Origin of the sequence: Nocardioides panacihumi (assembly GCF_039530925.1) — a bacterium.
In the GTDB taxonomy this organism is placed as follows: Bacteria; Actinomycetota; Actinomycetes; order Propionibacteriales; family Nocardioidaceae; genus Nocardioides; species Nocardioides panacihumi.
Genome location: NZ_BAAAPB010000003.1, coordinates 50,960 through 71,692 on the forward strand (window position 1 = coordinate 50,960; position 20,733 = coordinate 71,692).

Below are 20,733 nucleotides of genomic sequence, written 5' to 3' on the forward strand. Positions count from 1 at the left end.
TCAGGTTCTCCAGGACGGCGGACAGCGCGGCCAGGGGCGTGCGCAGCTCGTGGCTCACGTTCGCGACGAGGTCGCGGCGCTGCTGATCGACCGACGCCAGGTCGCGCGCCATCGTGTTGAAGGCGCGGGCGAGCTCGCCGACCTCGTCGCTCGACGTCGCGGTGACGCGGACGTCGTAGTCGCCCCGTGCCATCCGGGCCGTGGCCGCCGTCATCTCGCGCAACGGCGAGGTCATGCCGACCGCGAGCAGCTGGGTGACCGCCAGCGCCAGCAGGATGGTCACCGGGATGCTCAGCGCCATCGGCACACCGCCAGCGCTGCCGAGCGAGGTGACGGCCACCGCCACGGTCACGCTCGCGGCGACGAGCAGCCCGAGCTTGACCTTCACCGACGAGACCCAGGCGAGCGGGCTCACAGCACCACCTCGAGGGCGTAGCCGACCCCGTGCACGGTCCGGATGCGGTCGGCGCCGACCTTCGCACGCAGCCCCTTGACCTGGCTGTCGACGGCGCGCGTCGCGGAGGCGCCGGGCCAGCCCCACACCTCCGCCATCAGGCGGTCGCGGGAGACGACCGTGCCGGGCTCGGCGGCCAGGCAGACCAGCAGCTCGAACTCGGTCGGCGTCAGCCGGACCTCGTCCTCGCCCAGCCAGACCCGGCGCGCCGCGGCGTCGATCCGCAGGCCGCCGAGGTCGGCGGTACGCCGCTCGGCCAGCTCGCTCGCCCGGTCGATGCGTCGCAGCAGGGCCCCGACGCGCGCGACCAGCTCGCGCATCCGGAACGGCTTGGTCAGGTAGTCGTCAGCACCGACGCCGAGGCCGACCAGCACGTCGGCCTCGTCGTCGCGCGCGGTGAGCATGAGCACGGGCACCGGTCGACGCGCCTGGATGCGCCGGCACACCTCGTGACCGTCGTACCCGGGGAGCATGACGTCGAGGACCACCAGGTCCGGCTCGTGCTCGGCATCGGCCGCTACGGCGCCCGGACCGTCCCAGGCCCTGACCACGTCATAGCCCTCGGCGGCGAGCCTGTCGGCGACGGTCTGGTTGATGACCGGCTCGTCCTCGACGACGAGGACCCGGCGCGTCTGCTGCATGGAAGCAGGCTAGGAGTGCGGGTGTCGCCGACGTGGGTACGACGTGTGGAGGTTCTGTGCGGATCGCGGCCTACCCCGGATCTGGGGCGCCTCGGTCAGTGCTGGTGCACGTATCCCTCGAGCTGGTCGCGCTCGAAGGTGAGCTGGTCGATGCGGTGCTTGACCAGGTCGCCGATGCTCACGATGCCGACCAGGGTGCCGGCATCGACGACGGGAAGGTGCCGGATCCGGCGATCGGTCATCACGCGCAGGATGTCCTCGATCGCGTCGGCGGGTGTGCACACCGTGACGTCCGACGTCATGATCGCGCCGACGGTGTTCTCGACGGCGACGGCCGGACCGTCCGCATTCAGCCGGCGCACGATGTCGCGCTCGCTGACGATGCCCTCGATCGTGTCGTCCTCACAGACGACGCAGGCGCCGATGTTGTGATCGGCGAGGATGCCGAGCAGGTTGCGGATCGTCGTACCCGGCGTCACCGTCACGACGGCACCGCTCGGCTTGCGGGCGAGCACCTCGCGGATGTGCATGCCTCACGGTAGCCCTGCGCCGACCGGCGCGACAACCGTGTGGCGAGCGGCTCAGCGTCCGTGCAGCGGCGTGACGGTGCCCGGGCCGGATGTCGGCCAGTCGGGGTCGTCGTCGCCGTCGGGCAGTGAGCCGAGGAAGGACAGGGCCGCGTCGTGCAGGTGCGAGTTGCTGGCAAGCGCGTTTCCGCCCCACGGACCGGGCGAGCCGTCCAGCGCGGTGAAGGTGCCTCCCGCCTCCGTGACGATCGGCACCAGGGCGGCCATGTCGTAGAGCGCCAGCTCGGGCTCGGCGGCGATGTCGACAGCGCCCTCGGCCAGCAGCATGTAGGACCAGAAGTCGCCGTAGGCACGCGTGCGCCACACCCGCCGCATGAGCGCGAGCGTCTCCTGCAGCCGGCCACGCTCCTCCCAGCCGGCGAGGTCGGAGTAGGCGAACGACGCGTCCTCGAGGCGGCGTACGTCGGAGACGGTGTTGCGTGCCGCCTTCATCAGCGACTTCCCGGTCCACGAGCCCTGACCCTGGGCGGCCCACCAGCGGCGGCCCAGCTGCGGGGCGGAGACGACCGACATGACGACCTCGTCCTCGACGGCCAGCGCGATCAGCGTCGCCCACACCGGCACCCCGCGCACGTAGTTCTTCGTCCCGTCGATCGGGTCGATGATCCAGCGCCGGCTCGACGAGCCCGTGCTGCCGGTCTCCTCGCCGGTGATCGCGTCGCGGGACCGGGTGCGCGAGAGGGTGCGTCGGATCGACTCCTCGACGGCCTGGTCGGCGTCGCTGACCGGCGTGAGGTCCGGCTTCGTCATCACGTGCAGGTCGAGCGCCTTGAACCGGTCGGAGCTGATCGAGTCGGCGTCGTCGGCCAGCAGGTGCGCGAGGCGCAGGTCGTCGGTGTAGTCGCTGGGCACGGGGAGAGGCTAGCCCTATCGGTCAGTAGAGGGGCTCGGACCGGGCCGCGAGCAGCCGTCGGAACGACTCCACTCGGTCGGGGTCGGCCTCCCCGTTCGCGATGGCGACGTCGAGCCCGCACTCGGGCTCGTCGGTGCCGTGGGTGCAGCCGCGCGGACAGTCCTCGGTCATCTCGTCGAGGTCGGGGAACGCCTCGATGAGGTGCTCGGGCTCGACGTGCGCCAGCCCGAACGACCTGATGCCGGGCGTGTCGATGATCCAGCCGCTCTCGCCGGGGAGAGGCAGCAGCAGGGCCGAGGTGGAGGTGTGCCGTCCGCGGCCGGTGACGGCGTTGACCAGACCGACCTCGCGACCGGCGTCGGGCACCAACGCGTTGACCAGGGTGGACTTGCCCACGCCGGAGTGGCCCAGGAGCACGCTCACCTTGCCGTTCAGCCGCCCGCGCAGCTCGTCGAGGCCGTCGACCCCCAGGTCGTTGCGCTCGGCACCGCCGCCCCGCTGGGTCACCACCCACGGCACTCCGAGGGAGCGGTACGTCGACAGCAGGGTCTCGGGGTCGGCCAGGTCCGCCTTGGTGAGGCACAGCAGTGGTGCCATCCCGGCGTCGTACGCCGCCACCAGCGCACGGTCGATGAGCCCGTGCCGCGGCTCAGGGTCGGCGAGGGCCACGACGACGACCAGCTGGGAGGCGTTGGCGACGATCACGCGCTCGACGGGGTCGTCGTCGTCCGCGGTGCGGCGCAGCACGGTGCTCCGCGGCTGCACCTCCACGATCCGCGCCAGTGACCCCACGGCGCCCGAGGTGTCGCCCACGACGCGGACCCGGTCGCCGACGACGACGCCCTTGCGGCCGAGCGGCCTGGCCTTGACCGCCCAGATCTCGCGGCCGTCGACGATCACCGTGAAGCGACCGCGGTCGACGGTCACGACGAGGCCGTCGACCGCCTCGTCGTACGTCGGCCGCTCCTTCGTCCGCGGCCGCGTCCGCCTGCGGGGTCGGTCGTAGTGCTCGACGTCGTGGTCTGAGTAACGGTTGGTGTTGCGGGTCATGGGTCGGGGGCGTCTCAGAACAGCGATGCCCAGAACGGGGCGAAGTCGATGAAGGTCTTCGAGGTGGTCGTGACGTTCTCGACCCGGACACCGTCGACGGCCGCGCCGACGACGACGCCGGCGTGCGCCATCCGGTGGTCGGCGTAGGTGTGGAACGTGCCGCCGTGCAGGGTCGCGGGACGCAGCGAGAGACCGTCCGCGTGCTCCGTGACGTCGGCGCCGAGGGCGGTCAGCTCCGAGGCCAGCGCGGCGAGCCGGTCGGTCTCGTGCCCCCGGATGTGGCCGATGCCGCGCAGGTGACTGGGGGACGTCGCGAGGGCGCAGAGCGCCGCGACGACGGGGGTGAGCTCGCCGACGTCGTGCAGGTCGGCGTCGATCCCGCTCAGCTCTCCGGTGCCGGTCACGGTCAGGCCGTCGGTCGTGAAGGAGACGTCGCAACCCATCTGCGCGAGGAGGCCACGCAGCGCATCCCCCGCCTGGGTGGTCCGGGTCGGCCAGTCGCGCACCGTCACGCGGCCACCGCTGACGGCGGCCAGTGCGAGGAACGGCGCCGCGTTGGAGAGATCCGGCTCGATGACGTGGTCCACGGCCTTGATCGGACCTGGCGCGACCACCCATCGGTTGGGCTCGGCGTCGTCGACGCCGACCCCGTGCTCGCGCAGCATCTCGACCGTCATCTCCACGTGGGGGAGGGACGGGAGCGGCTTGCCGTCGTGGCGGACGTCGATGCCGGCGTCGTAGCGGGCGCCGGCGAGCAGGAGCGCGGAGACGAACTGTGAGGACGAGGAAGCATCGACCGTGACGACGCCGCCGGGCACCGAGCCTCTGGCGTGCAGTCGGAACGGCAGGGCGTCACCCTCCACCGTGACGCCGACGGCGCGCAGCGCGTCGAGGATCACGCCGATGGGGCGCTGCCGCATGTGCGGATCCCCGTCGAACGAGACGAGACCCGTGCCGAGCGCGGCGACGGGCGGCACGAACCGCATGACGGTGCCGGCCAGGCCCACGTCGATGCTCGCGTCCCGGTCGAAGGCCGCAGGAGTCACCGCCCAGTCGTCGCCGCTGGTGTCCACGACCGCACCCAGCGCGGTGAGCGCCCCGGCCATGAGCAGGCTGTCTCGTGAGCGCAGCGCGCGTCGTACGACGGACGGGCCGTCGGCCAGCGCAGCGAGCACGAGCGCGCGGTTGGTGAGCGACTTGCTGCCCGGAAGCGTGATGACGGAGTCGATGGGTCCGCGTGCGCGCGGAGCGGGCCAGGGATCCTCGAGTGGTGCCGTCACGGGCCCAGGCTATCGGCAGGGAGCCGTGGCCTCGGCTCGGTCAGCTGAGGTGTGCCTTCGCCTTGAGCAGGCGTGCCTCCCGACGCGCTGCGCGCCTGGCGTCCTTGGCCGCGTGCCGCGCGCGCCAGGCGACGCCCGGCTTGCCGTCGGTGTCGCCGGCCGCGATGAGGAGCCCGCCGAGCAGCGAGGCGTTCTTGAAGAACTGGATGCGCTGTGCCGCCTTCGCCCCCGGGTCGGTCTCCTCCCAGAAGCGATGGCCGGCCAGGGTCGTGGGCACGAGCGAGCCCGCGAGCACCGCCGATGAGATCCGGGGCGCCTTGCCGGTCGCGAGGCCGATGGCGGCCGCGAGCTGGACCCCGGCGTTGATGCGGACCCACAGCGCAGGGTCGGTCGGCACCGGGAGGCCGATCTTCGCGCCCAGACGCTCCGCCACCGGAACGATCCGGTCGGTGACCTTCTTGGCCTTCACGGCGTGCCCGTCCGTGTGCTGCAGGGCGTTGACCGGCCCCGCGACGAAGAGGGACGCCAAGAGCGGACGTGCGACAAGTCTGCTGACGGTCATGTGTTCTCCATACCCCGATCGGAGCGCGACCACACTCGTGCACGGCGATCGTCGGCCTACTGGCGCGGGGCGAGGGTGAGCTCGGCGTCCGCGGCGTCGAAGTCGTCCGCGCTCGTGCTGAGGACGATCGACGACGCGTAGGCGTCGAAGTGACCGAGCTGGCGTCCGTTGTCCTCGGCGCCGAGGCGGCACACCAGGGTCAGCGTGGTGCTGTCGGTGCTCCAGCTCCCGCAGGCGTCGGGCAAGGCGATCTCGTTGCTGGACCACCGCTCGAACCCGTGGATGGTGACGGTCGCCGTCGCGTGCCGACCCTGCGGGATGCCCGAGACGGTCGGGCGGCTGTAGAGGTAGTCCGAGGTCTGGCCGACGTGGTCGTCCCCGAGGACGAACGAGGAGTGCGGCGTGACCGCGGTGACGGTCACCGTCGCGGTCGAGCTCGCGCCGTTCGGGTCCGTCACGGTGTAGCCGAACGAGTCGACGCCGTCGAAGGTGTCCTCCGGCGTGTAGCGGAAGCCATCGCCCTCGCGCACCACGGTGCCGTGGGCGGCATCCGCGTGGAGGGTCGCCGTAAGGGCGTCGCCGTCGGGGTCGTGGTCGTTCGCGAGCACGTCGATCACGACCGACCGGTCACCGGTCGACGGCGTCGTCGCCGCGTCGTCGACGGCGACGGGTGCTCCGTTGCCGTAGATCACGGTGACCGGTGCCGTGGCGGTCCCACCGTGGCCGTCGGAGACGGTGTAGCGGAAGGAGGCGACGCCCGGGGCCGCGTCGGTGTTGCCCGGCTGGTAAGTCACCTGCTTGCCGTCGGGGACGACCACGGCCTTGCCTCCGAGCGGACCGCTGACGGCGGTCACCGAGACGACCTTGAGCGGGTCGTGGTTGGGGTCGCTGTCGTTGTCCAGCACCGTGATGTGGACCGGCTCACCGGACTCTCCGAGGTGGACCGTCCTCCGGTCCGCACCGGCCACCGGCAGCCGGTTGGGCGTGGTGACGTCGACCGTGCCGGTGACCGTGCGCCCACGGCTGTCCGCCAGCACGTAGACGATCGTCTCCGTCCCGCGCCACGAGGGCTGCGGCGTGTAGGTCACCGCTCGGGGGACCCGGCGAGCGCTCAGCGACGCGCCGCCCGATGACGAGCCGCCCGATGACGACCGGCTCACGGCTGCGCGTGCGGCGGTGCGGACGATCCGTACGGTCCCATGTGCCGGCCTGCTGGCGATCCGGGCTGACTTCAGGCGCAGCGTGTTGCCCCGGGCGTCGGTGGCACCGCTGACGAGGTCGATGGTCGCGGAGCGAGCGCCGGGCGCCAGGTTGACGGCCGCGAGCGGGTGGGGGATCGACGGTCCACCCTCGGCGCTGGCGGCGGCTGCTCCCACGCCGGTGATGGGCCCGGCGATCGGCCCGGCGGTCGAGCCCGCGACCGATCCGCCGATCGATCCGCCGATCGAGCCCGCGATCGAGCCAGCGATCGAGCCAGCGACGGGGAGCGGGGTCGTGGACGCGAGCGGCGTGCTCGCGGACGGACGCCGCGCGCCTGGCTGCTGCGACGACGGGACGGTCGGCGACTCGCCCCCGGACAGCTGGGCCGGTGCCGGAGGCGTGCTGGAGTGCCCGTCGGCCGACGACGTCGGCCGCTGTGGGCCGCTGGCCAGTCCCACTCCGCCGGCGACCGCGACCGCGACGATCGTCGCGGCGGCGACGCCGCCGGTCGCCCGGCCGACAGGGTTGTGGAGCAGCCAGTCCTTCCCGCGGTCGAGAAGGAGCAGGGTGCCGCCCTTGGCAGCGGCGACGGCGCCGACGTGCGCGGCGGCGAGATAGCCCGCGCCCGCGCTGCCCAGCAGGAGCGGAGCCAGCACGGCGCCGAGGTCGGCGTTGACCTCGGAGAGCTCGAGGTAGATGGCGGTGCACGGCCGGCAGTCCTGCAGGTGCGCCTCGACCTTCGCGCAGTCGCGACGGGACAGCCCGCCCCGCAGATAGCTGCCGAGCTGCGCGCGGGTCGGCGAGCAGTCGTCGTCGACGACGTCCTGGGCGTGCATCGTGACGAACGCCTGCCGAAGCCCCTCACGGGCCCGGTAGGCGAGCGCCGACACGGAGTTCGGAGTGATCCCGAGCAGCGGAGCGACCTCGGCGGGTCGTTGCCCCTCGACCTCGGTGTGCCACAGCACCTGCTGCCAGCGCTCGGGGAGCGAGGCGAACGCCCTGGCCGCCGCCGCGTTCTCGAACTCCGCGACGGCGGTGTCCTCGAACGGCACCCCGGGGTCGTACGGCGTCAGGTCGTCCGTCGTCTGCACCCGGGTGGTGCTCCGGAGCCTGTCCACGTGCAACCGCCGGACGGATGTGAGCAGGTATGCCCGGAAGGCGAGGTCCGGGCCGCCGCCACGCTGCAGCACGGCGAGCACCTTCGCGAACGCCTCGGAGACGAGGTCGTCGACGTCGGCCGCGGAGACCAGCTGCCTCGCCAGCCGACGGGCAGCGTCGGCGTGCCTCTCGAACAGCACTCCATAGGCGCCGGGGTCGCCTGCTCGCACAGCCGAGATGAGCTCGGCGTCGCCGGGCTCGTCAACGGGGGCGACCGCGCCCGGGTGATGCTCGCTCACGCTGTAATTGACGCACTCGCAGCAGGATGATGACGCGGCTCAAAGTAAAGATTCGCGCGCTGGGGAAGTTTTTGCGTCAACTGCGTCATGACAGGGGTCGCGGACCGTCTCACAGAGGACGACGAGGAGGTGGGACTCGTCGTCCGGACGGATCGGCCGTCCGGACGGATCGAAGGAGTGGGGCCAGTGGAGCTGTTCTCGCTGCAACGGCGCCCGCGGGGGGCGAGGCACAAGAGGAAGCCGGGGGCGGAGCTGTCCGTCGAGGAGCTGGCGGCGCTTCCGCCGCGCTTCGAGGCAGTGGGGGAGGCCCTGGCCCTCGGTGCCCCTTCGATCCTGGAGACGTGCTGGGTGGCCGGCCGTGACCTGGCTGACGCGGGGGTGTCGCTGGGCGAGAGCGTCGAGGGGCTCCGGTCGACCACCCAGCACGTTCGCCGGCGTGACCCGTCGTTCGATGAGATGCATGCCCTGTCCGTCGCCTGGAGCGAGGCGACGCTGGGCTACCTGCACGGCCTGTCCTGCTCCGATCCCCTCACCGGTCTCTCGACGATGGCGCACCTGCGGGAGCGGATCGCCGACCTCTATCGCGACTCACGGGACGACGCCCGCCGTCACGCCCTGGTCGTCACCCAGGTCGGCAACCCGGAGGGGCTGGACAAGATGGCGTCCTCGCGGCGGTTGACGCTGCTCGGCCATGCGGCCCGCAGCGTGTTCCACGGGCCAGAGGCGATCGGCCAGGTCGGCCACTCGCGGGTCGTCGTCGTCGCCACCAGGGACGACGTGCTCGCGCCGCGTGTCTCGCTGCTGCGCCGGATGGTCGAGGACCGGGCCGACAGGGTCTGGATCGAGGGCCTGCCGGGCACCGACGCCTCGGCGGTCAACCTGCTGGACGAGCTCGCCCGCGGCTGACACGCACCGGGTGGAGACGCGCATGGATGAACACTGACGGTGCGCCCCCCTAGGCTGACCACGTGTGTGGTCGTTACGCCTCCAGCCGCGCCGCGGGTGAGCTCGCCGACGAGTTCGGCGTCGACGAGCTGCGCGTGGACGATCTCCTGCCGGCCGACTGGAACGTCGCGCCGACCAAGGAGGTGTACGCCGTCCTCGAGCGGCCTCCCAAGGAGGACCGGCCACAGGAGCGCCAGCTGCGGGCGCTGCGCTGGGGACTGGTGCCGTCCTGGGCCAAGGACCGCTCGATCGGCAACCGGATGATCAACGCCCGGATGGAGTCGGTCGCCGAGAAGCCGGCGTACCGCAAGGCCTTCGCCTCGCGCCGCTGCCTGCTGCCGGCGGACGGCTACTACGAGTGGTATGCCACCGAGCAGCGCACGAAGGCGGGCAAGCCGGTCAAGCAGCCGTTCTTCATCCGCCCGCGTGACGGTGGCGTCCTCGCGATGGCCGGCCTCTACGAGATCTGGCGCGATCCCTCGAAGGCCGACGACGACCCGCATCCGTTCCTGTGGTCGTGCACCGTGATCACGACCGACGCACCCGACGACCTGGGTCGCATCCACGACCGGATGCCGCTGATGGTCGAGCGCGATCGATGGGGCGAGTGGCTCGATCCGAGCCGACCCGCGACACTCGACCTGCTGGTGCCGGCCGCGCCCGGACGGCTCGAGGCCTACCCGGTGGCGACCCGGGTCAACAGCGTCGACAACAACGGCCCCGAGCTGGTCGAGCCCCTCCCTGCGGAGGGTCTTCCCGCGGAGGTCCCAGACCCCCGGGGGACGGATGAGTAGCAAGACCCGCATCGACACGCCGTACGGCGAGGGCCTGCTCGTGACCCGTCGCGCCCGCCGACCGGTGGCGACCGTCCTACTGAGCCACGGCGCCGGCAACGGCATCGACACCCCCGACCTCCTCGCCCTCGACAAGGCCCTTCCGCCGCAGGGCATCTCGGTGGTCCGCTTCGAGCAGCCCTGGCGTGTCGCCGGGCGCCGGGTCGCGACCGCGCCCAACACGCTCGACGTCGCACTCACGGCCGCCGCGAACTGGATGCGGGTCCGTACGCCGCTGGTCGTCGGCGGCCGCTCAGCCGGGGCCCGCTCGGCGGCCCGGACGGCTCGCTCACTGGGCGCGGCCGGGTGTCTGGCCATCGCGTTCCCGCTGCACCCGCCCGGTCGGCCCGACAGCTCCCGGGTCGAGGATCTGCGCAACGTACGCGTGCCGACCCTGGTGGTCCAGGGCGAGAAGGACCCCATGGGTCAGCCCGACGAGTTCCCTGACCTACCGGGCGTCGATCTGACGGTGATCCCGGGAGGCGACCACTCGCTGCGTGTCGGAAAGCGTGAGGCTCTCAGCCAGGACGATGCGTTGGCCGTCCTGGTCGAGTCGACCCTGGAGTGGCTCGTGCGCGACGTGATCGGTCCGCGCTGATCGTCGCAGTGATCGGTCGGTGCCGGGAATGGTCGCGGACCCCGTCGCGTTGCGATGAGCATGACTCTCCTGCTCGAGCGCCCCGCGGCGACACGTGTGGCTCGACCCCAGCGCGTAGGCTGGGCCACGATGAGTGAGTCAGAATCCAGTGCCCTCGCGGCGGACGCGCCCGTGGACCTCGCGACCGAGTCCGAGGCCGAGCGCGCTTCCCGTTTCGAGCGCGACGCGCTGCCCTATCTCGACCAGCTGTACTCAGCGGCGATGCGGATGACCCGCAATCCCGCCGACGCCGAGGACCTGGTCCAGGAGACGTTCGCCAAGGCGTACTCCTCCTTCCATCAGTTCCGGCCGGGCACGAACCTCAAGGCGTGGCTCTACCGGATCCTGACGAACACCTTCATCAACAGCTACCGCAAGAAGCAGCGGGAGCCCCAGCAGTCGATGTCCGAGGACGTCGAGGACTGGCAGCTCGCCCGTGCGGAGGCACACAGCTCGACGGGTCTGAGGTCGGCCGAGACCGAGGCGCTCGAGCATCTGCCGGACAGCCAGGTCAAGGAGGCGCTGCAGCGGCTCCCGGAGGAGTTCCGGCTAGCGGTCTACCTGGCGGACGTCGAGGGATTCGCCTACAAGGAGATCGCGGAGATCATGGAGACCCCGATCGGCACCGTGATGTCTCGGCTTCACCGTGGGCGCCGCCAGCTGCGCGACCTGCTCTCGGACTACGTGCGTGACAACGACCTGCTGCCCGTGGGCGTGAGCGAGGACAAGAGATGAACGACCGGCAGGACCCCCCAGCGTCGCCCTCCGCGGAGGAGTGCGTCGACTACCTCGAGCAGATCGTGTTCTTCATCGACAACGAGCTCGCCGAGGCTGACTGCGCTGCGGTGCGCAAGCATCTGGACACGTGCAACCCGTGCCTGGAGAAGTACGACCTGCAGCGCACGATGAAGGCCGTGGTGGCCCGTTCGTGCACGGAGGTCGCGCCCAGCCAGCTGCGCGACAAGGTGATGTTCCGGCTCCAGCAGGTGCGGGTGGAGATCACCACCACCGAGGCCTGATTTCGCAGCAGCGTGGCAGTTTGAGAGACTGTCCCACGGCCCGTGTCGCGGGCACGACCCGCATGACGCCCCAGACGGGCACAGGATTCAGGAGGACACCATGGGCAAGACCGGCCGCAAGCGCCGCGCGCGCCGCAAGAAGGGCGCGAACCACGGCAAGCGCCCCAACAGCTGAGCATCGCTCGCTGACGTGGGAAGGCCCCGCACCGGATCACCGGTGCGGGGCCTTCTCCCGTCCTGGACCAGGGGTGCGGGTCAGAGGTCGTGGTTGGTGTCTCGCAACGCATCGATGACGACCAGGAGGAGGTCGGCGCGGACCTCCGGCGGCCGGTGGGCGAGGGCCAGCTGCAGGTGCAGCGAGCGCAGGAACGACTGGGCGTTCCCGGTCAGGATCACCGCGTCCGGCTCCGCGTCGGCTGACGGGGGACCCGCGGCGGCGGCCACCCGCGCCACCCACGGCTCGAGCACGCCGAGCGGCAGCACGTTGCGACGAAGCACCGCGATCGTGGCGGCGGCGAGCCGGTCGGGCTCGTCGAGTCCGAAGGCCGTCCCGGTCGGCGACAGCACGCGGTCGGCGATCACGTCGAGCAGGACGGTCAGCTCGGGCCGGCTCACGTGAGGAGAGCCGGCGAGCACGGCGAGCGCGTCAGCGCCGTGGGCGATCGCACGTGGCCGCCCACTGCCGGGCACGATGTCGCGCAGGTCGCGCTCGCCCAGCAGCCACGTCGCGAGCCGGTCGCCCCACTCGAGCACCTTGCCGCCGGGCACCAGCGGGCGTCCGTTGTCACGCTCCACGCACGCCGCGAGCACGACGGCCGACCAGCTGCGGCGGAACACCGTCTCGGTCCCTGCCTCGGCCAGGCCGACCCGCAGGCCCGCGGCCATGCCGTCGCCGAGACCGACGAGCAGGTCGTCGTACACGCCGCGTCGGACCCAGGTGACCAGGGTGTTGGCCGCGATGCCCTCGCGGACGTCCGGGTCGGGGTCGCCGAGCATGCGGGTCAGCTCAGCGGTCAGCTCGTCGAGGGGACGGTCGGAGGGGACGGCGTTACCGGTGGCCTGAACGCTCTCCCAGTACGACCCCGACATCGCCATGCGTCCATCCTCTCAGACCGGCCATGCCGTCCCCACATCGCACGAGCCCCCGGTCGGGCGGTCGGCGCTGAGCCGGCGGGAGCCGGCGGCTACGCTCGTCGCCGTGCCGACCCTGACCGAGCTGGTGCGCAGCCACACCGACCTCGACGAGGCCGACGTCGCCTGGCTGCAGCTGCTCATGGCGGACTGGCAGATCGTCGCCGACCTCTCCTTCGCCGACCTCGTCCTGTGGCTGCCGGACCGCGACGGGCAGGGCTTCTGGGCGGGCGGCCAGATGCGTCCGACGACCGGCCCGACGGCGTACATCGACGACGTCCTCGGCACCTTCGTCCCGATCGGCCGGCGACCGCTCCTCGACGTCGCGTACTCCCAGGGCCGGCTCGTCCGGGAGGGTGACCCGGAGTGGCGGGACAACGTTCCGGTGCGCGTGGAGGTCATCCCGGTGCGGCGCGGCGGCCGGGTGATCGCGGTGATCGCGCGCAACACCAACCTGCTCGGCGTACGGACTCCGTCGCGGCTCGAGCTCACCTACCTGCAGACGGCGGCGGACCTGACCCAGATGATCGCGAACGGCTTCTTCCCGTCGTCGGGTCAGCGCAGCGACCACGCCGACACCCCCCGCGTGGGTGACGGCGCCGTGCGCGTCGACGCCGACGGGAAGGTGGAGTACGCCAGCCCCAACGCGTTGTCGGCGTTCCGCAGGCTCGGGCTCTCCGGAGACCTGTCGGACCTGTCGCTGGCTGAGGTGACACGCGAGCTGGTGCCGCCGCGCAGCAGGCCCGACGAGGAGACGCTGAGCGCGGTGCTCGGCGGCCGGGCGCACCGCGACACCGAGATCGGCACCGAGCTCGTCTCGCTCATCCTGCGCGCGATCCCGCTGCGACCCGAGGGCGAGCACATCGGTGCCCTCGTCCTGGTCCGCGACGTCACGGACCTGCGCCGCCGGGACCGCGAGCTGGTCACCAAGGACGCCACCATCCGCGAGATCCACCACCGGGTCAAGAACAACCTGCAGACGGTCGCGGCGCTGCTGCGGCTGCAGGCGCGCCGCATCGACTCGGCGGAGGCGAAGGCAGCTCTCGAGGAGGCCGTACGCCGCGTCGGGTCGATCGCGATCGTGCACGAGACCCTCAGCCAGGCGGTCGAGGAGGTCGTGCAGTTCGACGACGTCGCCGATCGCATCGGTGGCGCGCTCGGTGAGGTCGGCGGAGTCGGCGGGGCAGTCCGGGTGCGCCGGGACGGCAGCTTCGGGGGGCTGTCCTCCGAGGTCGCGACCCCCCTCGCCATGGCGCTGACCGAGCTGCTCCAGAACGCCGTCGAACACGGCTACCCGGAGGGCGCGTCGGCCAGCGTCGGCCAGATCCTGATGACGGTGCGCCGCAGCCGCGGTGTGCTCACCGTGACGGTCGACGACGACGGCCGCGGTCTCCCCGAGGGGTTCGACCTGGCGACGTCGACGAACCTGGGGCTGTCGATCGTGGGAACTCTGATCGAGTCGGAGCTCGGCGGCAGCCTCCGGCTGGAGGGTCGGCCGGGGGAGAGCGGGGCTCGAGCCGAGATCAGCGTGCCGCTCGGGTGACCCGAGCCCTCGGCGCAGCAGCGCGTCAGAAGCCGGCACGCACCCGCTCAGGCAGTGGTGCTCACCCGCGGCTCAGACATTGGTGCGCACCCGCGCACGTGCGTTGCGGCGCTTGAGCGCGCGCCGCTCGTCCTCGCTGAGGCCTCCCCACACGCCGTGGTCCTGCCCGGCCTCCAGTGCCCATTGCAGGCACTGCTCGCGGACTTCACAGCGGCGGCAGACGGCCTTGGCCTCTTCGATCTGGAGGATGGCTGGGCCGGTGTTCCCGATCGGGAAGAACAGCTCCGGGTCCTCATCGAGGCACGCCGATTCGTGGCGCCAATCCATGGCTGGGGAATCCCTCTTTCCTACAACGTTGGGGGTGCGATGCCGGATCCATCGGCTCCGCAGGGGCTCGGGCGTGATGTGTGAACGCCTTCACGAGCGCACCGGTCTAGTTTTCCGAGATTTGGCACGTTAAACAAGGGCCATGGGTGGTGTGTTTCATCACCGCGCGATGCTCCCGTCCGGAACCGGTCCGCTGCAGCGCCGATACTGCCTCGTAGGCTGCACCGGTGACCAGCAGTCCCCTCCGACACACCCGACGACCTGCCACCCTCACCGTAGCGGTCCTGCTCGTCGGGATCGAGGCCCTCGTCCTGATCGTTCTGGCCGTGCTCGAGCTGACCAGCTTGAGCACGGGGCGGTTGACGATGGGCGTGACGACCGCCGTCTTCTTCCTGGGGTACGCCGCAGCGCTGCTGCTCTGCGGCTACGGGCTGCTCAGGTTGTCCTCGTGGGCGCGCAGCCCGATCGTCCTCGCCCAGCTCATCCAGCTCGGCCTCGCCTGGAGCTGGCGCGACAGCCTCGCCGTCGCCGTGCCGCTGGCCGTCGCCGCGGTCGCGATCCTCGTCGCGATCTTCGCGCCGGCGAGTCTCGCGGCGCTGGAGCCCCACGACGACGAGGACTGAACGCGTCGCCTACGCCTCCTCGAGGCCCTCGCGGAGCTCGGCGAGGGTGCGGGTGAGCAGGCGCGAGACGTGCATCTGGGAGACCCCGATCTCCTCGGCGATCTGCGACTGCGTCATGTTGCGGAAGTAGCGCAGCAGCAGGATCCGCTTCTCCCGGTGGCCGAGGCGCTCCAGGAGTGGCTTGATCGACTCCCGAAGGTCGATGTGCGCCAGATTGGCGTCGTCGGCACCGAGGGAGTCCAGCATCGTGGCCGCCCCGTCCTCGGAGTCGTCGCCTGCGTCGAGGGAGAGGGTGGCGTATGCGTTGCCCGACTCGAGTCCCTCGACGATCTCCTCGACGCTGCAGCCGATCCGGTCCGCAAGCTCGGCGGCGGTCGGGGATCGGCCGAGCGACTGGGTCAGCTCGGCGCTCGTCGCCGTGATCTGGAGCCGCAGCTCCTGCAGGCGGCGGGGCACCCGGATCGCCCAGCCCTTGTCGCGGAAGTGGCGCTTGATCTCGCCGAGGATCGTCGGCGTCGCATAGGTCGAGAACTCGACTCCGCGGTCTTCGTCGAAGCGGTCGATGGCCTTGAGCAGGCCGATGGCGCCGACCTGGAGCAGGTCCTCGCTGGGCTCGCCCCTGTCGCGGAACCGTCGCGCGCAGTGCTCGACGAGCGGCTGGTGGAGCGCGACGAGCCCGTCACGCGCCGCGGCGCGCGCGGACGGTGTGGTGCGCGGGTCGGTGAGCACACCGAAGAGCTCCGCGCTGCGGCGCTTGACCTCGTCGTGCCTCTCCCCGGACTGCTCGTTCCGCGTCGACGCGTCGGTCATGTCAGCGGACGACTCCCCGGTGCGGCCTCAGTGCGGCCGATCGAGGATGTGGCCATCAGCGTGATCTCGAACACGCCGGGCGTCGCCCGCGCCGTCGCGTCCTGCGCGAGGGTCGTCAGGACGGTCCAGGCGAAGCTGTCAGGCTCGGGGGCCACCGCCGACTCGGCCGCTGTCGAGACGGTCATCGTCAGCTCGCCCGGGCGCAGCCAGAACCGGGTCGTCAGGTCGGCGCCCGGGTCGGCCGCCTCGAGCACGAGCCCGGCGGCCTCACCGATCGCCATCCGGACGTCCTCGAGGTCGTCGAGCGTGAAGTCGAGGCGCGCGGCCAACCCGGCCGTCGCGGTGCGCAGCACGGAGATGAACGCGCCGTCGGTCGGCAGCCGAAGCTCGACGTCGGCGGTCGTGTCCTGGGTGATGGTCTCCTCCTACGAGCTACATGCGACGGGGCCGGTCCAGGGGTCCTACCCCGGAACCGGCCCCGACAAACGCGTGCGGCTCAGGCCTTCTTGGTCTCCCAGAAGATCTCCGCGATCTCGTCGATCTTGCCGAGCAGCTGGTCGGCGACGCCGGCGTCCAGCGTGCCCTTAGTGCCGGAGGCGCCGGCGAGCTTCGTCGCCTCGTTGAAGAGGGTGTGCAGCTGCGGGTACTTCTCGAAGTGCGGCGGCTTGAAGTAGTCGGTCCACAGCACCCAGAGGTGGTGCTTCACGAGCTCCGAACGCTGCTCCTTGATCAGCACCGCGCGAGTGCGGAAGTCGGGGTCGGAGCTGTCGTTGGCCTTCGCGATGATGGCCTTGATGGACTCGGCCTCGATGCGGGCCTGCGCGGGGTCGTAGACACCGCAGGGCAGGTCGCAGTGGGCAGAGACCTCGAGCGTCGGTGCGAACAGTCGCGCGAACATACGGGTCCTCTCGTCGTGGAACGGAAGCGTCGGCTGCGACACTACTCCGCGTGTCGCGACGCTCTCCACGGGTACCCCGTGCGGCCCTCGGGCTTGCACGTGTCTCCGGAGACTCCATGCGTCCCGGCCTGGTTCCGGGGGACCGGCTGCTCGTCTCCTACCGCCGAACGCCCGCCGAGGGCGACGTCGTGGTCGCCCGGCTCCCGGACGGCACGGTGGCGGTCAAGCGTGCCGCCGAGAGGCGTACGACCCGCACCGGCGAGGCCGGCTGGTGGCTGCTGAGCGACGACCCGGAGGTGGGCGTCGACTCCCGGCACCGCGGGGTCGTCCCGGCGACGGACGTGCTGGCCGTCGTACTCCTCCGGGTGTGGCCGCGCCCGCGCGCCATGTGAGCCAGACCATAGGTCCGATGCGGACGCGCTCGGCGCAGCTGTGCGACACTCGATGGACCGGTTCGACATCCCGTCCGCGACACACCCATCGCGTCGACCTCGCCTGACACCCCGGGCGGCCATGGCACCTCGTAGGTCACTTCTCCAGGCCGCAGCAGAAAGCAGTATCCCCATGAGCGACTCAACGCACCCGTACGCCGGCGACCCCGTCTTCGACCTCCATGTCGGAGGCAAGATGGAGGTGGCGGCCTCCGTGCCGCTGGCCGGCAGAGCCGAGCTGTCCATGGCCTACACCCCGGGCGTCGCGCGGGTCTGCACCGCGATCGCCGAGGACGCCACGCTGTCCCACCACTACACGTGGGTGCCGAACACGGTCGCGGTCGTCACCGACGGCACGGCCGTGCTCGGGCTCGGCGACATCGGGCCCTCGGCAGCGATGCCGGTGATGGAGGGCAAGGCGATCCTCTTCAAGCAGTTCGGCGGCGTCGACGGGATCCCGATCTGCCTCGACACCACCGACGTCGACGAGATCGTCGAGACTGTCGTGCGGATGGCGCCCAGCTTCGGCGGCATCAACCTGGAGGACATCTCCGCGCCGCGCTGCTTCGAGATCGAGGAGCGGCTCAAGGAGCGGCTCGACATCCCGGTCTTCCACGACGACCAGCACGGCACCGCCGTCGTGACCCTGGCCGCGCTGTGGAACGCCCTGCGGCTCACCGGTCGCACGGTCGAGTCCACGCGGGTCGTGATCTCCGGCGCAGGCGCCGCCGGCGTTGCGATCGCGAAGATCCTCGTCGAGGCCGGGGTGAAGGACCTCTGCGTCGTCGACCGCAAGGGGATCGTCAGCTCCGAGCGCGAAGACCTCACCCCCGTGAAGCGGAGGCTCGCCGAGCTGACGGCCGACCGCAACGGTCGTGCGGGCAGCCTGGCCGAGGCACTGCGCGACGCCGACGTGTACGTCGGCGTCTCCGGTGGCACGGTCCCCGAGGAGCTCGTGGCCACGATGGCGCCCGAGTCCATCGTCTTCGCGATGGCCAACCCCGACCCGGAGATCCACCCCGACGTGGCGCACCGGTACGCCCGGGTCGTCGCGACCGGCCGGTCCGACTTCCCGAACCAGATCAACAACGTCCTCGCGTTCCCCGGCATCTTCCGCGGCGCCTTCGACGCCCGCGCCACCGCCATCACCGAGCGCATGAAGCTCGCCGCCGCCGAGGCGTTGGCCGAGCTGGTGGGCGACGAGCTCAGCGCGGACATGGTGATCCCCTCGCCGTTCGACCCGCGCGTCGGCCCGGCGGTCGCCGCCGCCGTCGCCGAGGCGGCCCGCGAGGACGGCGTCGCCCGCGCCTGAGGGCCCCTGCGACCCTCGCTAGGTTGGTCCCATGTTCGCCGTCTACGCGCAGTCCATCTCCCGTGACGACCCGCTGAGCGGCCTGGTGGTGGGGGAGCGCCCGGACCCGGTCGCGCCCGACAGCTGGGCGACGGTCACGGTCAAGGCCGCCAGTCTCAACCACCACGACCTGTGGTCACTCAAGGGCCAGGGCCTCAAGGACGAGGCGCTGCCGATGATCCTCGGCTGCGACGCCGCAGGCCTCGACGAGGACGGCAACGAGGTCGTCGTGCACTCGGTGATCAGCTCGCCGGACTGGACCGGTGACGAGACGGTCGACCCGAAGCGCTCGCTGCTCTCCGAGAGGCACCAGGGCACGTTCGCCGACCGCGTCGTCGTGCCGCGGCGCAACCTGGTGCCGAAGCCGGCGGGGCTGTCCTTCGAGGAGGCCGCGTGCCTGCCGACGGCGTGGCTGACGGCGTACCGGATGCTCTTCACGCAAGGCGGTCTGAAGGCGGGCGACTCCGTGCTCGTGCAGGGCGCCGGCGGCGGCGTCGCGACAGCGCTGATCACGCTCGCCCGCGCCGGTGGCCTGCGCGTCTACGCGACGAGCCGCGACGAGGCGAAGCGGGCGCGAGCCCTCGAGATCGGCGCCCACGAGGTCTTCGCGAGCGGCGAGCGGCTGCCGGTCAAGGTGGACGCGGTGATGGAGACCGTCGGGGCCGCGACCTGGGCGCACTCGATCCGGTCGCTTCGGCCCGGTGGCGCGATCGTCATCTCGGGCGCGACGTCCGGCCCGAACCCCGACGACGCGATGCTCACGCACATCTTCTTCCTCCAGCTCCGGGTGATCGGGTCGACGATGGGCACGAAGGCCGAGCTCGCCTCCCTCGTCCAGATGCTCGACGCGACCGGCACCCGCCCGCTCGTCGACCGGGTGCTCCCGATGACCGACGCCCGCTCTGGCTTCGAGGCGATGGCCGGCGGCGACGTCTTCGGCAAGATCGTGCTGACCCGGTGAGGGCCCGGTGAAGCGCCTGCTCACCGGCGCCGGCTCCGGCATCGGCCGCGACCTCGCCAGGCGCTTGCGCGACCGGGGCGACGAGCTGTGGCTCGTCGTCCGTGACGCCGCCAGGGTCGCCGACGAGTTCCCCGACGCGCACGTGCTCGAGGCCGACCTGACCGACGGTACGGCGATCGCCGGGCTGCGCCTGCCCGACCGGCTCGACTCGGTGGTCCACGTCGCCGGCATGGTCGAGCTGGGCCCCGTGGCCGACCTCGACGAGGCCGCCTGGACCGGTCAGCTGGCGGTCAACCTGGTGGCGCCGGCGTTGCTGACCCGGGCGGCGCTCCCAGCGCTGCGGGCGGCCGGGGGCACCGTCGTCCTGGTGAACTCCGGCGCCGGCCTGCGGGCGAGCCCCGGCTGGTCGGCGTACGCCGCGTCGAAGTTCGGCCTGCGCGCGCTCGCCGATGCGCTGCGCGCCGAGGAGCGGGAGAACGGGGTCCGCGTGACGAGCGTCTTCCCCGGGCGGACGGCCACGCCGATGCAGGAGAAGGTGCACCGCCACGAGGGCAAGGAGTACGTCGACGCCGACTGGATCCGGCCGGACACCGTCGTCGACGTGATCGTCTCGGTGCTCGACCTGCCGGCCGACGCGACGGTGCCCGAGGTCTCGATCAGTCCGCGCTAGCCCCGGCCGCAGCCGCGGCGGGCTCGAGCACGAAGATGCGCACGCGGCGGCCGGTCACCCGCTCGCGATACTTGCGGTAGCCGACGTACACCGTGTCTGCGGTCCGCATCACCTCGTCGGCCTCCGCCGGCGTCGCCGGACGGGCGAGGACCGCGCGGGTGCTCTCCCGGTAGGACACGGTCGCGTGGCCGTCCGCCTCGAGGTTGAGCGCCCACGCCGGGGTCGAGGTCTGCCCGAAGTTGGTGCCGAGCAGGGCGAGCGTGTCCTTGAACGGCACGGCGATCAGATACGAGGTGCGTCGCTGACCGGACCGGCGCCCCGTCGTGGTCACCTCGAGGACCGGAAGCCCGGCGAGCAGACCGGGCGCGCTCGAGCGGCCGCCGCTGACCCGTTTGACCAGGTCGTCGAGGTGCCGCAGCGTCCGGGAGAACAGCCAGGCCCCGCCCCGGGACGCGCCGAGCGCCTGGACCAGCCTCTGGAGCGGGTTCGGCCGGGTGAACGCGTAGCCCAGGTCGGTGGCCAGACCCATC

26 protein-coding genes are annotated in these 20,733 nt (G+C 71.8%); 12 read left to right on the forward strand and 14 right to left on the reverse strand.

The window, feature by feature from the left end; genetic code table 11:
* The 8 genes from ABD205_RS14830 to ABD205_RS14865 all read right to left on the reverse strand — a co-directional run.
* Window positions 1-415 (reverse strand): HAMP domain-containing protein (locus ABD205_RS14830; RefSeq protein ID WP_344046003.1); only part of this gene is annotated, 415 nt, incomplete at its 3' end.
* On the reverse strand, window positions 412-1,095 hold the full coding sequence (locus tag ABD205_RS14835) for a response regulator transcription factor (protein ID WP_344046005.1): 684 nt from the start codon (window positions 1,093-1,095) through the stop codon (window positions 412-414). The genes ABD205_RS14835 and ABD205_RS14830, both read right to left, overlap by 4 nt.
* A 95-nt stretch (window positions 1,096-1,190) precedes the next feature.
* The gene (locus ABD205_RS14840; RefSeq protein WP_344046007.1) at window positions 1,191-1,625 is read right to left on the reverse strand and encodes a CBS domain-containing protein; all 435 of its coding nucleotides are present in this window, start codon (window positions 1,623-1,625) and stop codon (window positions 1,191-1,193) included.
* Between the two features lie 51 nt (window positions 1,626-1,676).
* Window positions 1,677-2,534, reverse strand: a complete 858-nt coding sequence (locus ABD205_RS14845) for an inositol monophosphatase family protein (RefSeq protein ID WP_344046008.1) — start codon at window positions 2,532-2,534, stop codon at window positions 1,677-1,679.
* Between the two features lie 22 nt (window positions 2,535-2,556).
* Window positions 2,557-3,585, reverse strand: a complete 1,029-nt coding sequence (gene rsgA, locus ABD205_RS14850) for a ribosome small subunit-dependent GTPase A (RefSeq protein ID WP_344046010.1) — start codon at window positions 3,583-3,585, stop codon at window positions 2,557-2,559.
* A gap of 14 nt (window positions 3,586-3,599) precedes the next feature.
* Complete coding sequence (gene aroA / locus ABD205_RS14855) at window positions 3,600-4,865, reverse strand: 3-phosphoshikimate 1-carboxyvinyltransferase (protein WP_344046012.1); 1,266 nt, start codon at window positions 4,863-4,865, stop codon at window positions 3,600-3,602.
* A 40-nt stretch (window positions 4,866-4,905) separates the two neighbouring features.
* The gene (locus ABD205_RS14860; protein ID WP_344046014.1) at window positions 4,906-5,427 is read right to left on the reverse strand and encodes a DoxX family protein; all 522 of its coding nucleotides are present in this window, start codon (window positions 5,425-5,427) and stop codon (window positions 4,906-4,908) included.
* A 56-nt stretch (window positions 5,428-5,483) separates the two neighbouring features.
* Window positions 5,484-8,024, reverse strand: a complete 2,541-nt coding sequence (locus ABD205_RS14865) for a sigma-70 family RNA polymerase sigma factor (protein WP_344046016.1) — start codon at window positions 8,022-8,024, stop codon at window positions 5,484-5,486.
* Window positions 8,025-8,210: 186 nt separating this feature from the next.
* On the opposite strand from ABD205_RS14865, the gene ABD205_RS14870 reads away from it, so the two are divergent.
* From ABD205_RS14870 to ABD205_RS22635, 6 genes are all read left to right on the forward strand, one after another.
* Window positions 8,211-8,930, forward strand: coding sequence for a hypothetical protein (locus ABD205_RS14870; RefSeq protein WP_344046017.1), 720 nt, complete (start codon window positions 8,211-8,213; stop codon window positions 8,928-8,930).
* Between the two features lie 62 nt (window positions 8,931-8,992).
* The gene (locus ABD205_RS14875; protein WP_344046018.1) at window positions 8,993-9,763 is read left to right on the forward strand and encodes an SOS response-associated peptidase; all 771 of its coding nucleotides are present in this window, start codon (window positions 8,993-8,995) and stop codon (window positions 9,761-9,763) included.
* Window positions 9,756-10,400 (forward strand): alpha/beta hydrolase family protein, encoded by a 645-nt coding sequence (locus ABD205_RS14880; protein ID WP_344046020.1) that lies wholly within the window; start codon window positions 9,756-9,758, stop codon window positions 10,398-10,400. Before ABD205_RS14875 ends, ABD205_RS14880 begins: the two co-directional genes overlap by 8 nt.
* 129 nt (window positions 10,401-10,529) lie before the next feature.
* Window positions 10,530-11,174, forward strand: a complete 645-nt coding sequence (locus ABD205_RS14885) for a sigma-70 family RNA polymerase sigma factor (RefSeq protein ID WP_344046022.1) — start codon at window positions 10,530-10,532, stop codon at window positions 11,172-11,174.
* Window positions 11,171-11,458 carry a mycothiol system anti-sigma-R factor gene (gene rsrA / locus ABD205_RS14890; RefSeq protein WP_344046023.1) on the forward strand — a complete coding sequence of 96 codons (288 nt, stop codon included), beginning with the start codon at window positions 11,171-11,173 and terminating at the stop codon, window positions 11,456-11,458. The genes ABD205_RS14885 and rsrA overlap by 4 nt, the downstream gene beginning before the upstream one ends.
* Before the next feature lie 100 nt (window positions 11,459-11,558).
* Complete coding sequence (locus tag ABD205_RS22635) at window positions 11,559-11,633, forward strand: 50S ribosomal protein bL37 (protein ID WP_370249596.1); 75 nt, start codon at window positions 11,559-11,561, stop codon at window positions 11,631-11,633.
* Between the two features lie 80 nt (window positions 11,634-11,713).
* Here the strand turns inward: ABD205_RS22635 and ABD205_RS14895 are convergent, their stop codons facing one another.
* A complete protein-coding gene (locus ABD205_RS14895) occupies window positions 11,714-12,553 on the reverse strand; it encodes a DUF2785 domain-containing protein (RefSeq protein WP_344046025.1) in 840 nt (279 codons plus the stop codon).
* Between the two features lie 103 nt (window positions 12,554-12,656).
* Here ABD205_RS14895 and ABD205_RS14900 point away from each other — a divergent pair, with 103 nt between their 5' ends.
* Window positions 12,657-14,132: a histidine kinase N-terminal domain-containing protein gene (locus ABD205_RS14900; RefSeq protein WP_344046027.1), complete on the forward strand. Its 1,476-nt coding sequence runs from the start codon at window positions 12,657-12,659 to the stop codon at window positions 14,130-14,132.
* Between the two features lie 72 nt (window positions 14,133-14,204).
* Here ABD205_RS14900 and ABD205_RS14905 read toward each other — a convergent pair whose 3' ends face one another.
* Window positions 14,205-14,459 carry a WhiB family transcriptional regulator gene (locus ABD205_RS14905; RefSeq protein WP_344046029.1) on the reverse strand — a complete coding sequence of 85 codons (255 nt, stop codon included), beginning with the start codon at window positions 14,457-14,459 and terminating at the stop codon, window positions 14,205-14,207.
* Window positions 14,460-14,686: 227 nt separating this feature from the next.
* Between ABD205_RS14905 and ABD205_RS14910 the strand changes: the two genes are divergently transcribed.
* Entirely contained in the window at window positions 14,687-15,082 is a 396-nt protein-coding gene (locus ABD205_RS14910; RefSeq protein ID WP_344046031.1) for a hypothetical protein, read from the forward strand.
* Window positions 15,083-15,091: 9 nt separating this feature from the next.
* On the opposite strand, the gene ABD205_RS14915 is transcribed toward ABD205_RS14910, so the two are convergent.
* From ABD205_RS14915 to sodN, 3 genes are all read right to left on the reverse strand, one after another.
* On the reverse strand, window positions 15,092-15,892 hold the full coding sequence (locus ABD205_RS14915) for an RNA polymerase sigma factor SigF (RefSeq protein WP_344046033.1): 801 nt from the start codon (window positions 15,890-15,892) through the stop codon (window positions 15,092-15,094).
* Window positions 15,889-16,245 (reverse strand): anti-sigma factor, encoded by a 357-nt coding sequence (locus ABD205_RS14920; protein WP_344046035.1) that lies wholly within the window; start codon window positions 16,243-16,245, stop codon window positions 15,889-15,891. Before ABD205_RS14920 ends, ABD205_RS14915 begins: the two co-directional genes overlap by 4 nt.
* Before the next feature lie 143 nt (window positions 16,246-16,388).
* Window positions 16,389-16,790, reverse strand: coding sequence for a superoxide dismutase, Ni (sodN, locus tag ABD205_RS14925; protein ID WP_344046037.1), 402 nt, complete (start codon window positions 16,788-16,790; stop codon window positions 16,389-16,391).
* A gap of 50 nt (window positions 16,791-16,840) precedes the next feature.
* Between sodN and ABD205_RS14930 the strand changes: the two genes are divergently transcribed.
* The 4 genes from ABD205_RS14930 (at window position 16,841) to ABD205_RS14945 (ending at window position 20,203) form a co-directional block, all read left to right on the forward strand.
* Window positions 16,841-17,182: a S24 family peptidase gene (locus ABD205_RS14930; RefSeq protein WP_344046039.1), complete on the forward strand. Its 342-nt coding sequence runs from the start codon at window positions 16,841-16,843 to the stop codon at window positions 17,180-17,182.
* Between the two features lie 172 nt (window positions 17,183-17,354).
* Window positions 17,355-18,533 carry an NAD(P)-dependent malic enzyme gene (locus ABD205_RS14935; RefSeq protein ID WP_344046041.1) on the forward strand — a complete coding sequence of 393 codons (1,179 nt, stop codon included), beginning with the start codon at window positions 17,355-17,357 and terminating at the stop codon, window positions 18,531-18,533.
* Between the two features lie 31 nt (window positions 18,534-18,564).
* The gene (locus tag ABD205_RS14940) at window positions 18,565-19,533 is read left to right on the forward strand and encodes a zinc-binding dehydrogenase (protein ID WP_344046043.1); all 969 of its coding nucleotides are present in this window, start codon (window positions 18,565-18,567) and stop codon (window positions 19,531-19,533) included.
* 7 nt (window positions 19,534-19,540) lie between these two features.
* Window positions 19,541-20,203 carry an SDR family oxidoreductase gene (locus tag ABD205_RS14945; protein ID WP_344046045.1) on the forward strand — a complete coding sequence of 221 codons (663 nt, stop codon included), beginning with the start codon at window positions 19,541-19,543 and terminating at the stop codon, window positions 20,201-20,203.
* Here ABD205_RS14945 and ABD205_RS14950 read toward each other — a convergent pair.
* A complete protein-coding gene (locus ABD205_RS14950; RefSeq protein ID WP_344046047.1) occupies window positions 20,190-20,732 on the reverse strand; it encodes a nitroreductase family deazaflavin-dependent oxidoreductase in 543 nt (180 codons plus the stop codon). The genes ABD205_RS14945 and ABD205_RS14950 overlap by 14 nt on opposite strands.
* Window position 20,733: the final 1 nt, after the last annotated feature.